The sequence below is a fragment of the Flavobacterium turcicum genome, assembly GCF_011365745.1.
Lineage (GTDB): Bacteria > Bacteroidota > Bacteroidia > Flavobacteriales > Flavobacteriaceae > Flavobacterium > Flavobacterium turcicum.
Genome location: NZ_JAAOBY010000003.1, coordinates 183,345 through 196,920 on the forward strand (window position 1 = coordinate 183,345; position 13,576 = coordinate 196,920).

Sequence of the window (13,576 nt, forward strand, 5' to 3'; positions counted from 1 at the left end):
CCACAATGTTCAAAAAAAGAATGCTCTTTTTGCTACTATCTTGCTGCACGCTAAGTTTCGCACAAACTGATTTTACACCATCTTGGAGCAAAGGTGTAGTTTGGTATCAAATTTTCCCTGATCGTTTTTATAATGGGGATCCAAGCAATGATCCTAAAGTAAATGATCAGGAAGGAGCGTATCCGTTTGATACTACTTCAGACTTCAAAATTCATCCTTGGACTAGCGATTGGTACCAATTGCAAGAATACGAAAAAAGTAATGGCAAGGATATTTATTATAATTTACAGCGCCGTCGCTATGGTGGAGATTTGCAAGGTGTTATTGATAAATTGGATTATTTACAATCATTAGGTATCAATGCAATTTATATGAACCCTATTTTTTGGGCGCCTTCTTCACATAAATATGATGCTTTGTGTTACCATCATGTTGATCCTACATTGGGACCGGATCCTGAAGGGGATAAAAAAATGATTTTAAATGAAGATCCCTTAAATCCTGAAAAATGGGTTTGGACCAAGGCAGATTTACTAGCTTTAAAATTAATTGACGAAGTACATAAGCGTAAAATGTTTATCATTTTTGATGGTGTCTTTAACCATTTAGGTGCAAATAGTTTTGCGTTTAAAGATGTTGCACAAAATCAAGAAAAATCAGCTTTTAAAGATTGGTTTATGGTTGATAGTTGGAAAGATGTAGCCACAGGTACTGAGTTTAAATACCAAGGTTGGTTTGGTGTAAAAACTTTACCAGAATTTAAAGAAGATGCTAATGGTTTAGTTGAAGGTCCAAAGAAGTACATATTTGATGCAACTAAACGTTGGATGAATCCGATGAATAAAGGAAAAGAATTTGGTATTGATGGATGGCGATTGGATGTAGCCTATTGTATTGCGCATCCTTTTTGGAAAGATTGGCGTAAAGTCGTAAAATCAATCAATAGTGAAGCATATCTTACAGCAGAATTAGTAGATCCTATTGATAAAACAGTACCTTATTTAAGTGGTGACGAATTTGATGCCACTATGAACTATAATTTTTCTTTCATTGTACACGATTTTTTTGTTCAAGATTCCGCCGCAAGTTCTGTTACTAATTTTGATAATCAATTAAAAGAATTGCGAAATGCTTTTGGAAAAGGGGTTGCTTACAACATGCAAAATCTAGTTGGTAGTCATGATGCAACCCGAATTGGTAGTGCAGTTGCTAATCCCGATGGTAAAAAATTCAGTGATTGGGGACCGTATTTTAATTGGAGTCAAAAAAGCAATAACAAGCAATACAATGCTCGTAAACCCAATACGATTCAAATTGAAAAACAGAAACTTATTGCTGCATTTCAATTGTTGTATCTAGGTTCACCGATGATTTATTATGGTGACGAAGTTGGTATGTGGGGCAGTAATGATCCTGATTGCCGAAAACCGATGCTTTGGCAAGAAATGAAATACCAAGATGAAGTGATGAATCCAGACCAATCTCAGCATGATGTAGATCATGTTTTGGTGAATTTTGACCTATTGGAGTGGTACAAAAAGTTCATTCAACTGCGCAACAAATACGAATCTATTCGCACTGGAGATTACAAAACATTAGAGATCAATGATGAGCAAAAGTTATATGTATTTAGCAGAACTAAAGGTACCGAAGAAGTTTTAGTATTTATCAACCGAGGTTCTAAAAGTCAAACGGTAAATAATGCTAAGTTACAAAGTGGCTCATTTACAGATGTTTTTACTCGTAAAAGGCTTAAAAAAGTAGTGCTGTCGCCGCTCAGTATTGTAGTTGTTACAAATCAATTACAGAGGTAGAAAATTAAATATAGTTTAAAAAGAAAGCTGCAGTCTCAATAGGCTGCAGCTTTTTTTATATTTGGGTGTTTTCAAAATTTTCTTGAATTTTTTTCCAATTGATAACATTAAAAAAGCCATCAATATAATTGGTTCTTCGGTATTGATAATCCAAGTAATAAGAATGTTCCCAAACATCAAGAGCCAAAATAGGTTTTCCTGGTACCAATGCATTTCGCATTAGCGGATTGTCTTGGTTTGCAGTTGTGGTGATAACTAATTTGTCGCTTCGATCTACAATAAGCCAAACCCAACCTGAACCAAAGTGTTTGGTAGCCTCGCTTTTAAATTGAGAAACAAACAAATCATACGACCCGAAGTCTTTATTTATAGCATCTAATAAAGTGCCAGTAGGTTGACCTCCGGATTTTGGAGCCATACACTTCCAGTACAAAGAATGATTATAATAACCGCCAGCATTGTTTCGTAGCGCTGCATCGTTAGGGTCTAGTTTTGCGAGAACTTCCTCGATGGTAAGGTTTTCTAAAGCAGTCCCTACAAGTGCTTTGTTTAAGTTATTCGTGTATGTAAGGTAATGTTTGGAGTAATGTGTTTCTAATGTTTTAATACTGATACTTGGTGTTAGCGCATCATAACCATATGGTAGTTTTTCTATCTGAAATGAACCTGGATCAGCCACAACATCATCAGGATTTCCTACTACGGTTTTTTGTTCGGTCTCTTCTGGTAGAGGGACTTCAACCACTTCAATTAATTTATCGTCTTTGCATGCTTGCAATGAAACGCAACAAAACAAGATAGGAAGGATTACTTGTAATTTTCTCATCGTGTATTATTTTTGTAATAATGAATTTATGATTTCAATATAATTTTCTTTGGCTTCTTCCGCACTGAGATGACTAATTTGCATCCATGCGTTGGTTTTAAAAGCATCTCTTAAATGATAAGATGGGTTTTGCTTTAGATCAAGATAGCCAAAGGTCGCTTGTTTATAAAAAGCGTACAGACGCAATTGCACGTCTTGAGGCAGAGATGCTTGTGTCATTTCCGAAGCTTTTTGTACTGCTTCTAAAAATCGATTTTCTAACGTAGCGTCAGTCATTATTTTGTTGTTGCAATAATAGTTTTTCCGCCAATCGCTTTTTGATTCAAAACCACATTTATTGGCGTTCCCAGAGGTAAAAACAAATCTACTCTTGAACCAAATTTAATGAAACCAGCATCGGTACCTTGAACAACTTGCATTCCTTGTTCAGCGTAATTAACAATTCTACGGGCAAGTGCTCCAGCTATTTGACGATATAATATTTCGCCAAAATTTTTATTTTCGATCACCACAGTAGTTCTTTCGTTTTCCTCGCTAGCTTTTGGATGCCAAGCAACTAAAAACTTACCCGGATGGTATTTACTAAATTTAATAACTCCGCTCATTGCGTAACGTGTTACGTGTACATTGATTGGTGACATAAATATTGAAACCTGTAATCTGTTTTCTTTAAAATATTCACCTTCGTAAACCTCTTCAATAACTACCACTTTACCGTCTACCGGTGCAATAATTTGATTTTCATTCAATATTACACTTCTTTTAGGGTTTCTAAAAAATTGCAATATGGTGATTAATAGTAGTAATGCAGCTATTTGTATCGCCATTTTTAGCCAACTGCTTGTAATAAAATTGTCAGCTAACAACAGCACAACTGAGGTAAATATTGTACCTAATAAAATAGACGGGGTTCCTTCTTTATGAAACATAATTTAAAATTTGATAAAATAAAAATATTAAAGGTGCTACAAATATAACACTATCTAGTCGATCTAGAATGCCTCCGTGTCCTGGCATGATGTTTCCGCTGTCTTTTACTGCAGCAATTCGTTTGAATTTAGATTCGATTAAGTCGCCAATAGTTCCTGCAACCCCTACAATTAAGGCAATTGAAGTCCAAATTAAAACAGATCTTTCGCTAAATTCGGGTTTCGCCTTAATGTAATATTTTGATATGAGATAACCAGCAACGATTGCAAATACAATTCCGCCAGCAAATCCTTCTATGGTTTTTTTTGGTGAAATTTTTTCTAATAATTTAGTTCTTCCAATTGATTTACCAACGATGTAAGCAAAAGTGTCGTTAGTCCAGATCAAAATAAACAAACCAATGATGATTTTTGGATTGTAATCATTAATTCCGAATGAAATTTTTGTGATGAAAATGAAAGGTAAGATAATATATCCTAGTAAATACAAGTACTTAGACGATGTGCTTATGGATTGAATTTTATCATAAAATAAAAACAAAATACACTTTACAGACACTACTAACGTTGTTACCAAAAGAACAATGTTAAGTTGCTCAATATTTACTTTTAGCGAAAGCTTCGTGTCAAATTGTTCATTGATGAAATTTTCGGTTACGTCATTGTAATGACTTAAAAGTGTAATACTAGTGTACGAGATTGCTGCAAATAAAAGGGGGAATATTTTTTGTATATGAACCAAATTACAAAATTCGTATACAGCAATAAGAAGGAATAATCCAAAAAGAATAAAAAAAGTTTCGGTCGAATATAAAATAGAACTGATTAATAAAACTATATAAACAACTCCTGATATCCCTCGTTTTAGAGTTTCATTCATTTTATAGATCTTCTAATAGCAACAAATACAAGTTTTTTGCAGAACTTCCGTATTGTGTAAAATCTTCTTCTTTTGCTTTTTCGAAATATTTTATAGTCGTAATATTGGTAGGCAAATCGCGTTCGTATTTCTTTTTAATTGCGCTCAATCCATCGCTTTTTGTAGCAACAATTTCGCTTGTTTTGGCAATTACAATGATATTGGCAGGCAAATCATTTGGCTTATTTTGCTTGATTTGTTTTGATGAAAAAAGAATAGAACCCTCTTCAGCAATTAAACTTTCGCATGTAGCAATTAGAAATTTTGGATTTGTAATTCCTGTGTACGGTAATTTGTTGTCTTCTAATAATGGGAATAAAGTTGGATTGAAGCACAAAACTTCGTTTTCAAACCAATCATTTTCCTCTAAGATGTTTTCAAATTGTTCTTTTACTTCATGTGAATTTTCACAATATAAGAACTTGCCGCCATTCTTTTTGAAGTTGAAAATAAAGTGTTCGTCAATAGATATTGCTTTTTCAGAAGCAGAAAGGTTAAATTCGCTTTCTTTCTCCTCTTCAGAAGTAGGTTGATTGGAACTAAAAAATTTTCTAAAAAGACTCATATTTTTGTAAACGGCTATAATTTGTATTTGAGAACGTCCAAAGATAAAAAAATCTTAATTCAAAAGTAGATTTTGAATTAAGATTTTAAGAATATTTGAAAAAAGGCTCTAATTTTTAGGAAACCACTTCACTTAGATTTTTATCAAAAGTACGTTTTCCGAAGATTGCTTCAAGATCGTCTTTAAAAATAACTTCTTTCTCAATCAGGATATCCGCCAGTTGGTTTAGCTTGTCTTTGTTTTCTTCTAGAATTTGAATGGCTCTTTGATACTGGCCCTCAATTAATAATGAAATTTCAGTATCAATAACTTTTGCAGTTTCTTCTGAATATGGTTTTGAAAAATTATATTCACTTTGACCTGTTGAGTCGTAGTAAGTAACATTTCCAATTTTATCATTCAATCCATAAACAGTTACCATCGCTCTAGCTTGTTTGGTTACTTTTTCAAGATCGCTCAAAGCTCCAGTTGAAATTCTGTTAAAAGTCACCTTTTCAGCAGCTCTTCCTCCCATGGTAGCACACATTTCGTCTAGCATTTGGTCTGGTCGCACAATTAAACGTTCTTCCGGTAAATACCATGCCGCTCCTAAACTTTGTCCTCTTGGTACAATAGTTACTTTGATTAGCGGTGCTGCGTGCTCTAACATCCAGCTAACTGTAGCGTGTCCCGCTTCGTGTATTGCAATTGCTTTTTTCTCTTCTGGAGTAACAATTTTATTTTTCTTTTCTAAACCTCCTACAATACGGTCTACTGCATCCAAGAAATCTTGTTTTTCAACTGCAGTCTTGTTGTTACGGGCAGCAATTAAAGCTGCTTCGTTACAAACATTTGCAATGTCAGCTCCTGAGAATCCTGGAGTTTGTTTTGCTAAAAAGTCAGTATCTAAACCTTCTGCTTTTTTCAGAGCAGCCAAGTGTACTTGAAAAATTTCAGCACGTTCTCTAATGTCTGGTAAGTCTACGAAGATCTGTCTGTCAAAACGTCCGGCACGCATCAAAGCCTTATCTAGTACATCAGCACGGTTAGTTGCAGCCAAAACGATTACGTTCGAGTTAGTTCCAAAACCATCCATTTCAGTTAATAATTGATTCAAAGTATTTTCACGCTCATCGTTTCCGCCTGACATGTTACTTTTTCCTCTTGCTCTACCTACGGCATCAATCTCGTCAATAAAAATAATAGCTGGAGATTTTTCTTTGGCTTGTTTAAACAAATCACGTACACGAGAAGCACCTACACCTACGAACATCTCTACAAAGTCAGATCCAGACATCGAAAAGAAAGGCACTTGAGCCTCACCAGCTACGGCTTTGGCTAATAGTGTTTTACCTGTTCCAGGAGGTCCTACTAAAAGGGCTCCTTTTGGAATTTTTCCGCCAAGATTGGTGTATTTCTCGGGATTTTTAAGGAATTCTACAATTTCTTGAATTTCTTCTTTGGCTCCTTCTAAACCAGCAACATCTTTAAATGTGGTTTTGATATCCGTTTTCTCGTCAAAAAGTTTAGCTTTTGATTTACCAATGTTGAAAATTTGACCTCCACCACCAGCACCGCCGCCTGACATTCTTCTCATTACAAAAAGCCAAACTGCAATGATTACAATTATAGGTAGTAGGCTAAAGAAGATGTCTGACCAATTATTTTGTACTTTGAAATTAAAGTCTTTTAATTTTCCTTCTTTAACTGCTTTTTCAAGTTTAGTTTGAAAGATTTGATCATTACCAATTTCAAAAGTGTAGTGCGGGCCTTTGTTTGGCTCGTTAAAAACATCTTTTGCTACTTTTTTATGAGTTAGGTCTTTGATAGCAGCTGGAGTTAAAAAAACTTCCGCTTCTGCTTTATTATAAACAATTACGCGCTCAATTTGACCTTTTTCTAGATATTCGTTGAATTTAGAAGAAGTTAATTGTCCCGGTTCACTTAAGCTGGAACCACCAGTCATGAAACTAATGAACAGCAATATTAAAATTACAGCAGTGTAAAGCAGCCAAGGGCTTACTTTAAACTTATTTGGGTTTGGATTGTTTTCTTTGGCCATTACTATGGATGTGTGTCTTTAGTATTTGTTTTCTATGGTTGTTATTTTAGCATCGCCCCATAAACTTTCGATGTTGTAATATTCTCTAATGTGTTTTTGAAATACATGCACTACGATATTTACGTAATCCATCAAAACCCATTCGGCATTATCAGTTCCTTCAACATGCCAAGGCTTGTCTTTCATTTCTTTTGAAACCGTTTTTTGGATAGAGTTTACAATGGCGTTTACTTGAGTGTTAGATCCACCGTTTGAGATTACAAAATAATCGCACACTGAGGTATCGATATCTCTTAAGTCCAAGATGGTAATGTCATTTCCTTTTACTTCTTCAATTCCTTTAATGATATTTGCCAAAAGCAAGTCATTATTTATAGTCTTTTTCGCCATGAATTATTTTTATATAAGTTTGTAAAGTTACCATTTTTTGTGGTTATTTTTGAACCTTAACACAAGTTTAAATTCTGTTTCACAAAATAATGTTTATGAAAGTAATCAAACTCGATGCCATAGATTCTACAAACGAGTTCTTAAAAGGCTTGGCAAATAAACAAGAGGTTGATAATTATACGATTGTTACGGCTAAAAATCAAACAAAAGGCAAAGGGCAAATGGGCTCCGTTTGGAATACCGAGTCGGGTAAAAATCTAATAATGAGTATTTTGGTTAAAGATTTCTTGTCGGATATTAATCGTTTATTTGATTTAAACATTGCCGTTGCGGTAGCGGTTCATTCGGTTTTAAAGGAAATGGATATTCCTGAATTGAGTATAAAATGGCCTAACGACATAATGTCATACAATAAAAAAATTGGTGGCATTTTAATAGAAAATAGTATTAAAAGTGATTCGACATTTAGCTCCATTGTTGGTCTTGGTCTTAATGTGAATCAAACTAATTTTGAAATGTTGCCTAAAGCGTCATCTTTAGCGGTGGTGACCAATTGTAACTTTGAAGTGGATAGTTTAGCTGTCAAAATTGGTGAAGCCATTTTTAAAATAACTTCAGATATGAATAGCAACTCAGCTTTTTATTGGAATCAATACGATGGAGTTTTGTTCAAAAAAGGAGTTCCTATGGCATTTGAAGCACCGTTAAAAGGTCGTTTTATGGGTATAATTACGGGAGTCTCCTTAATTGGAAAATTACAGATAATGCTAGAAGATGACACAGTTGAAGAGTTTGATATAAAAGAAGTTCAAATGCTCTACTAATAAAAAAGTCTTCTAGCTATTGCGAGAAGACTTTTTGTATTTTGATAATTTTTGAGTTTATAGTTTTGGCATGTTCGTAGCCAAAGTTTCAATGAATTTTCCAATTGGTCCTTTGATCATCATGGCCATCATTGGGTTAAAGTCTCCTTCGAAATCTAATTTTACAGCACTACTTTGTTCCGTTAGTGCTTCAATCGTAGCTACTAATGTGAAAGGCAATTTATCGCTCGCAGCTCCCAAAACAATTTTACTTGGTGCTACTTTTTCTTTCATTTTTAATTTGATTTCTGGCATGCCTTTAAGTCCAAATATAAAAGCATCATCGCCTAGAACTTCAAATTTTGCTATATTTTCAGGCATCAGTTTTTCAAAATTCTTTACATCGCTTAAAGCAGTAAACAGTTCTTGAGCTGATTTTTCTACGGTAACTTTTGGACTTTCTAAATTCATTGGTGTATTTATTAGATTTGGGTTTTAAACTTCAACATTCCAGGTAGATGGACTTTGGTTCCATTCTCTTAATGTTTGCTCTTCTTCCTCGGTGATGTAACGCTTCGCCACAGCCAAATTAAGTAAGTTTTGATAGTTACTTAAAGTGTACAAATCTAAGTTTGCAGTTTTAAAGTTAGAATCAGCTACTGGAAATCCATAAGTGAAAATGGCAGCCATTCCTTTGATGTTAGCACCAGCGGCACGAAGAGCTTCAACTGCTAGTAAACTGCTGTTTCCAGTACTTATTAAATCTTCAACAACTACTACGTTTTGACCTTTTTGTAAAAAACCTTCTACTTGATTTTGCCTACCATGTTTTTTTGGCTCAGGGCGCACGTAAACAAATGGTAAACCCATGCTTTCGGCTACAAGCATTCCAATACCAATGGCGCCTGTGGCTACTCCAGCAATAACATCTGGTTTTCCAAATTGTTTTTCAATGTTCTTTGAAAATTCATCGCGAACATAATTTCGTACCGCTGGGAATGAGAGTATTAAGCGGTTGTCACAATAGATAGGTGATTTCCATCCTGAAGCCCATGTAAAAGGATTTCTTGGATTCAATTTAATTGCATTTATTTGCAATAGAAATTCGGCTGTTTTTTCGGCTGTATCTTTATTAAAAATCATAGTACAAATGTATAAAGTTTTTGTTAACGACAAGCCACTTTTTTTGACAAATGAGATCTCTAAGGAGACTGATTTTCAATTATTTTTATTGGAGAGTATTGATATTGAGCAACTTATTGTAAAAATATTTCAAAATAAAATTAATAAGGCTTATTTGTACCATCCGGACGAAAGCTTGATTTTGAAGACCTTAAAAGCTAAGATTCCTGTTTGTAAAGCGGGTGGTGGTTTGGTTTACAATAAAAAAGGTGAGGTTTTATTTATTTTTCGAAATGGAAAATGGGATTTACCTAAGGGTGGCATTGAAAAAGGAGAAGACATTGAAGATACTGCCATGCGAGAAGTTGAGGAAGAGACAGGTGTCAATAAGTTAACTATTGGCCAAAAATTACAAAAAACCTACCACGTTTTCAGGCGAAATGGAAAATACAAATTGAAGATTACGCATTGGTTCGAAATGCAATCTGATTTTGAAGGTACGCCACAAGGTCAATTAGAGGAAGGAATTGAAAAAGTTGCGTGGTTGAATCCGGAGCAAATCAAGGAAGCACTCACAAATTCGTATGAAAATATCAAATTACTTTTTGAAGAGGAGAAACAACTTAGTTAGCCTAATATTATTAGAATTATAGTAAGAAGATTAAAAGTCTTATCCTTACGTATCAAACTCAAACACGAATTTCACGAATGTATACTAATTAATTAGTGCAAAAGCGTTAAATTCGTGTTTTTTAAATAATTCAACTGAAGTTTTTTTACTTTAAAACGCGATAGATTGGATATTGTAAATGCGCTTTTTCGTAGTAGATCGAATTTTTATAAATCCAATCGAGTTGTGCCTCTGGACTGTCAGCAAATTTAGGATCACTTTGTTTTTTGCTTTCTAGCTTCGATTTTAAATCTGGATTTTTTTGTAGTAATTGCGCTGCCGTATCTTCAAAGACGTAATCAGAGTAACCTTCTTTTTGTTGTAACATAGTATCGAAGAAATTCCAATTGAAAAATGAATCCATCGCTTCAGGCTCCAACGCTTCGAGTAAATATTTTATCCCTTTTTGGTTGGTAGGTACATAGAAATCTCCTTTCGCGAAAGCCTTTTGTTGTATAGTGCTTGTTACAGAAGTATTTCTATGCAAATAATGCCCTTCGTATGCAGATGATCCTGTTTTATAATCGGCAATGCGGTAGCTTTCTACTGAAATTACAGTGTCTTTTGGTAAAACTTTGAATTCGATATTGTTGGTTTTTAAAACATCTATTACATGCCAAAAACCTCTGGGTATAATGTAAGCTTCAGGAATTGTTACCTCCTTGGTAGCTTTGTATTCTTTTTGATAAGGAACGTCTTTTTTAAAGGGTTTGTTGCGGTCGTAAAATAAACGTTTACCTGTTGTAGCATCACTTTTTTTATAACCAGCTTCATATCCTAGGAAAGAAAAATTGGTGGTTTTTGTGGTGTCAATTTCCCATTTAATCGCATATTTTTTACCTGCTTGGTATTGTTTTTCGTTTTGCAAACGGAGCTCTTTTATCTTGGCGTAATTGGCATCGGTAAAGTCGATTGTAGAGCGCATGAATTCATAAGTAACTTTTACACGTTCAGCATATTTTTTAAGCATGTGGGTTTCTACCACAAAACCAAGCGTGTTGTACAATGAGGTATAGCCTGTAGCAAATCTCGGACTCTCAAAAAATTGTGCAAATCCCTTATCCGGTGTATCTTGAAAAGCGTTTACATAAGGAGTTGATTCAATTTTTTTCTTTTGTAAATCTTGTACAACGGCAGGCATCATTTCGGTGTTTAAAAATCCTCCTAAAACGGTTCCTAGTTTGTTGTGTTGTGTCATTATGTAGGTCAGTTTGTATTGGTAATCAGCACCGTTACTCACGTGATTGTCAATGAACACATCGGCGTTTATCTTATGAAAAATATTCACAAAACTTTTGGTATTTCGAGTGTCCGACTTCATGAAATCTCGATTAAGATCATAGTTTCTGGCGTTTCCGCGAAAGCCATATTCTTCGGGTCCATCTTGGTTGGCTCTTGTGCTAGAGTTTCTATTTAATGCGCCGCCGATGTTGTAAACAGGTATGCAAACTAAAACCGTATTTTTTGGTGCTTTTACTTTACCTGTTGCTAAGTCGCGGTACAATTGCATGCTGGCATCAATCCCGTCTGGCTCTCCTGCATGTATGCCATTATTGATTAAAACAACAGCTTTGTTTTTTTTGATTTCTTCAAAATTGAAGTTTTTTTCAGGATTAAAAATGACGATGTGCAAAGGTAATCCGCTATCCGTTAAACCCATTTCTTGTATTTCAATGGTAGGAAAATCTTGTGCCAATAATTGGTAATAAGCAATAGTTTCGGCGTAGGTTGCAGACTGGTTTCCGTTTCCTTTTTCAAAAACTGTGGCGTATTTATTTTGGGCTTGACCCCAACTGCATACCATTAGGAATAAGAGATAAATAGGAAGGTTTTTCATGTTTTTAGTTTAAAAATAGTCTTCCAAATGTAACTTTTTTTACAGAATTCTCAGCAAAGTTCTTTAAAAAAGTAGCTACCTTTTGCTCTAACGAAGAAATAATAATGTGTAATTGTGGTCAGGTGGTTTTGTAAAAACAAATAGCAGCTCATGAGTTTAGTCGTTTTTTAAAATTATCTTTGCACAAATTTAAAATATGAATACTAAGCAATCCGCTACCACGATACTTTCTAATTTAGGCATTACAAGTTGGAATGAAATGCAAGAAGTGGCACACGATACCATTTTAAACGAAAACAATACTTTGCTGCTTTCGCCAACAGGTTCGGGTAAAACACTCGCATTTTTACTTCCTGTTTTTGAACTTTTGCAAGCTGAAATTTTATCGGTTCAATGTTTGATTTTGGTTCCTTCTCGCGAATTAGGTCTTCAAATTGAGCAAGTTTGGAAAAAAATGGGCACCTCATACAAAGTTAATACCTGTTATGGCGGGCACTCTATTGAAACCGAAATAAAAAATTTAAGTAATCCGCCAGCAGTTTTAATTGGAACTCCGGGTAGAATAGCTGATCACATTGATCGCGGTACGTTTCGTTTGGATAAAATTCAAACTATTGTTCTGGATGAATTTGATAAATCGCTTCAATTGGGTTTTCATGAGCAGATGTCATATATCATTGGGCAACTGACCAAGGTGAACAAAAGAGTTCTTGTTTCGGCTACTTCAGATATTGAGATTCCAAAATACACTCGCGTTGTTAATCCTGTGGTTTTAGATTTTATTCCCGAAGAAGAGGCGGTTTCTAACTTGTCAATGAAATTGGTTTTATCTAAAGAAAAAGATAAAATCAATACCTTGTTTCAACTGATTTGCTCTTTGAAGTCAGAAGCTGCAATTGTATTTTGCAACCATCGCGATGCAGCAGAACGAATTAGCGATACTTTAAATGAAAAGGGAATTTACGCTACGTACTATCATGGAGGAATGGATCAGGAGGAACGGGAGCGCGCCTTGATACAGTTTAGAAATGGCAGTATGAGTTATTTAATTACTACTGATTTAGCCGCACGTGGACTGGATATTCCAGAGATGAAACACGTTATTCATTATCATTTGCCAGCTAAGGAAGACGAGTTTACACACAGAAACGGGCGTACAGCACGTATGCAAGCCTCGGGTACTGCCTATATTGTAGCGCACGAAAGTGAAAAAAAATTGGATTATCTTGATTATTCGATGGAAGTTTTGGTAGTAAATCAAGCCAAAGCTTTACCAAAACCACCGCAGTTTCAAACCATTTATATTAGTGGTGGAAAGAAAAACAAGTTGAATAAAATTGATATTGTTGGTTTCTTTTCGCAAAAAGGAAAACTCGAAAAAGGTGATTTAGGACTTATCGAAGTAAAAGATTTTATCTCGTTTGCAGCTGTAAAATTCAACAAAGTAAAAGATTTGTTGCATGCTATCAAAGACGAAAAAATGAAGGGTAAAAAGTTTAAAATTGAAGTAGCCCGAAAAGTGATTAAGAAAGAGGAGGAATAGTTTTTAGTGATTAGTCTCAGTTTGCAGTCACAGTATTCAGTCACAGTTTTCAGTTTCGGTATTCAGTCAGTAGTCACAGTTTGTAGTCTCAATATTATTTTTTATAAAGAAACCGTT

General features: G+C 34.7%; 14 protein-coding genes. 4 read left to right on the forward strand and 10 right to left on the reverse strand.

From position 1 onward, the window contains the following. The first annotated feature begins 5 nt into the window (after positions 1-5). Entirely contained in the window at positions 6-1,814 is a 1,809-nt protein-coding gene (locus tag G9Q29_RS07595) for a glycoside hydrolase family 13 protein (RefSeq protein WP_205729846.1), read from the forward strand. Positions 1,815-1,869: 55 nt separating this feature from the next. On the opposite strand, the gene G9Q29_RS07600 is transcribed toward G9Q29_RS07595, so the two are convergent. The 7 genes from G9Q29_RS07600 to rsfS all read right to left on the reverse strand — a co-directional run bounded on the left by G9Q29_RS07600 (position 1,870) and on the right by rsfS (position 7,484). Beyond that, positions 1,870-2,640, reverse strand: coding sequence for a superoxide dismutase (locus G9Q29_RS07600; protein WP_166135163.1), 771 nt, complete (start codon positions 2,638-2,640; stop codon positions 1,870-1,872). A 6-nt stretch (positions 2,641-2,646) separates the two neighbouring features. Beyond that, on the reverse strand, positions 2,647-2,916 hold the full coding sequence (locus G9Q29_RS07605) for an acyl-CoA-binding protein (RefSeq protein ID WP_166135166.1): 270 nt from the start codon (positions 2,914-2,916) through the stop codon (positions 2,647-2,649). Continuing rightward, entirely contained in the window at positions 2,916-3,569 is a 654-nt protein-coding gene (locus G9Q29_RS07610; RefSeq protein WP_166135169.1) for a phosphatidylserine decarboxylase family protein, read from the reverse strand. The genes G9Q29_RS07605 and G9Q29_RS07610 overlap by 1 nt, the downstream gene beginning before the upstream one ends. Next, positions 3,559-4,449, reverse strand: a complete 891-nt coding sequence (locus G9Q29_RS07615; protein WP_166135172.1) for a phosphatidate cytidylyltransferase — start codon at positions 4,447-4,449, stop codon at positions 3,559-3,561. Before G9Q29_RS07615 ends, G9Q29_RS07610 begins: the two co-directional genes overlap by 11 nt. Before the next feature lies 1 nt (position 4,450). Then, positions 4,451-5,053 (reverse strand): LUD domain-containing protein, encoded by a 603-nt coding sequence (locus G9Q29_RS07620; RefSeq protein WP_166135175.1) that lies wholly within the window; start codon positions 5,051-5,053, stop codon positions 4,451-4,453. 115 nt (positions 5,054-5,168) lie between these two features. Then, entirely contained in the window at positions 5,169-7,094 is a 1,926-nt protein-coding gene (gene ftsH, locus G9Q29_RS07625) for an ATP-dependent zinc metalloprotease FtsH (RefSeq protein ID WP_166135178.1), read from the reverse strand. Positions 7,095-7,112: 18 nt separating this feature from the next. Further along, positions 7,113-7,484 carry a ribosome silencing factor gene (gene rsfS / locus G9Q29_RS07630; protein ID WP_166135181.1) on the reverse strand — a complete coding sequence of 124 codons (372 nt, stop codon included), beginning with the start codon at positions 7,482-7,484 and terminating at the stop codon, positions 7,113-7,115. A 95-nt stretch (positions 7,485-7,579) separates the two neighbouring features. Between rsfS and G9Q29_RS07635 the strand changes: the two genes are divergently transcribed. Then, entirely contained in the window at positions 7,580-8,308 is a 729-nt protein-coding gene (locus G9Q29_RS07635) for a biotin--[acetyl-CoA-carboxylase] ligase (protein ID WP_166135185.1), read from the forward strand. Between the two features lie 57 nt (positions 8,309-8,365). On the opposite strand, the gene G9Q29_RS07640 is transcribed toward G9Q29_RS07635, so the two are convergent. Both G9Q29_RS07640 and pyrE read right to left on the reverse strand, forming a co-directional pair. Beyond that, complete coding sequence (locus G9Q29_RS07640) at positions 8,366-8,758, reverse strand: SRPBCC family protein (RefSeq protein WP_166135188.1); 393 nt, start codon at positions 8,756-8,758, stop codon at positions 8,366-8,368. A 24-nt stretch (positions 8,759-8,782) separates the two neighbouring features. Then, on the reverse strand, positions 8,783-9,430 hold the full coding sequence (gene pyrE / locus G9Q29_RS07645; protein ID WP_166135191.1) for an orotate phosphoribosyltransferase: 648 nt from the start codon (positions 9,428-9,430) through the stop codon (positions 8,783-8,785). A 7-nt stretch (positions 9,431-9,437) separates the two neighbouring features. On the opposite strand from pyrE, the gene G9Q29_RS07650 reads away from it, so the two are divergent. Then, positions 9,438-10,040: an NUDIX hydrolase gene (locus G9Q29_RS07650; protein WP_166135194.1), complete on the forward strand. Its 603-nt coding sequence runs from the start codon at positions 9,438-9,440 to the stop codon at positions 10,038-10,040. Positions 10,041-10,185: 145 nt separating this feature from the next. Here G9Q29_RS07650 and G9Q29_RS07655 read toward each other — a convergent pair whose 3' ends face one another. Beyond that, on the reverse strand, positions 10,186-11,916 hold the full coding sequence (locus G9Q29_RS07655; protein ID WP_166135197.1) for a M14 family metallopeptidase: 1,731 nt from the start codon (positions 11,914-11,916) through the stop codon (positions 10,186-10,188). 196 nt (positions 11,917-12,112) lie between these two features. Between G9Q29_RS07655 and G9Q29_RS07660 the strand changes: the two genes are divergently transcribed. After that, positions 12,113-13,459 (forward strand): DEAD/DEAH box helicase, encoded by a 1,347-nt coding sequence (locus tag G9Q29_RS07660; protein WP_166135200.1) that lies wholly within the window; start codon positions 12,113-12,115, stop codon positions 13,457-13,459. Positions 13,460-13,576 lie beyond the last annotated feature (117 nt).

What these genes read in the sequence shown, in the direction of transcription:
- G9Q29_RS07615 (WP_166135172.1), bottom strand. Translation starts at nt 4,449, where the DNA reads ATGAATGAAACTCTAAAACGAGGGATATCAGGAGTTGTTTATATAGTT.
- G9Q29_RS07660 (WP_166135200.1), top strand. Translation starts at nt 12,113, where the DNA reads ATGAATACTAAGCAATCCGCTACCACGATACTTTCTAATTTAGGCATT.
- pyrE (WP_166135191.1), bottom strand. Translation starts at nt 9,430, where the DNA reads ATGATTTTTAATAAAGATACAGCCGAAAAAACAGCCGAATTTCTATTG.
- G9Q29_RS07600 (WP_166135163.1), bottom strand. Translation starts at nt 2,640, where the DNA reads ATGAGAAAATTACAAGTAATCCTTCCTATCTTGTTTTGTTGCGTTTCA.
- G9Q29_RS07610 (WP_166135169.1), bottom strand. Translation starts at nt 3,569, where the DNA reads ATGTTTCATAAAGAAGGAACCCCGTCTATTTTATTAGGTACAATATTT.
- G9Q29_RS07605 (WP_166135166.1), bottom strand. Translation starts at nt 2,916, where the DNA reads ATGACTGACGCTACGTTAGAAAATCGATTTTTAGAAGCAGTACAAAAA.
- rsfS (WP_166135181.1), bottom strand. Translation starts at nt 7,484, where the DNA reads ATGGCGAAAAAGACTATAAATAATGACTTGCTTTTGGCAAATATCATT.
- G9Q29_RS07635 (WP_166135185.1), top strand. Translation starts at nt 7,580, where the DNA reads ATGAAAGTAATCAAACTCGATGCCATAGATTCTACAAACGAGTTCTTA.
- G9Q29_RS07620 (WP_166135175.1), bottom strand. Translation starts at nt 5,053, where the DNA reads ATGAGTCTTTTTAGAAAATTTTTTAGTTCCAATCAACCTACTTCTGAA.
- ftsH (WP_166135178.1), bottom strand. Translation starts at nt 7,094, where the DNA reads ATGGCCAAAGAAAACAATCCAAACCCAAATAAGTTTAAAGTAAGCCCT.
- G9Q29_RS07650 (WP_166135194.1), top strand. Translation starts at nt 9,438, where the DNA reads ATGTATAAAGTTTTTGTTAACGACAAGCCACTTTTTTTGACAAATGAG.
- G9Q29_RS07640 (WP_166135188.1), bottom strand. Translation starts at nt 8,758, where the DNA reads ATGAATTTAGAAAGTCCAAAAGTTACCGTAGAAAAATCAGCTCAAGAA.
- G9Q29_RS07595 (WP_205729846.1), top strand. Translation starts at nt 6, where the DNA reads ATGTTCAAAAAAAGAATGCTCTTTTTGCTACTATCTTGCTGCACGCTA.
- G9Q29_RS07655 (WP_166135197.1), bottom strand. Translation starts at nt 11,916, where the DNA reads ATGAAAAACCTTCCTATTTATCTCTTATTCCTAATGGTATGCAGTTGG.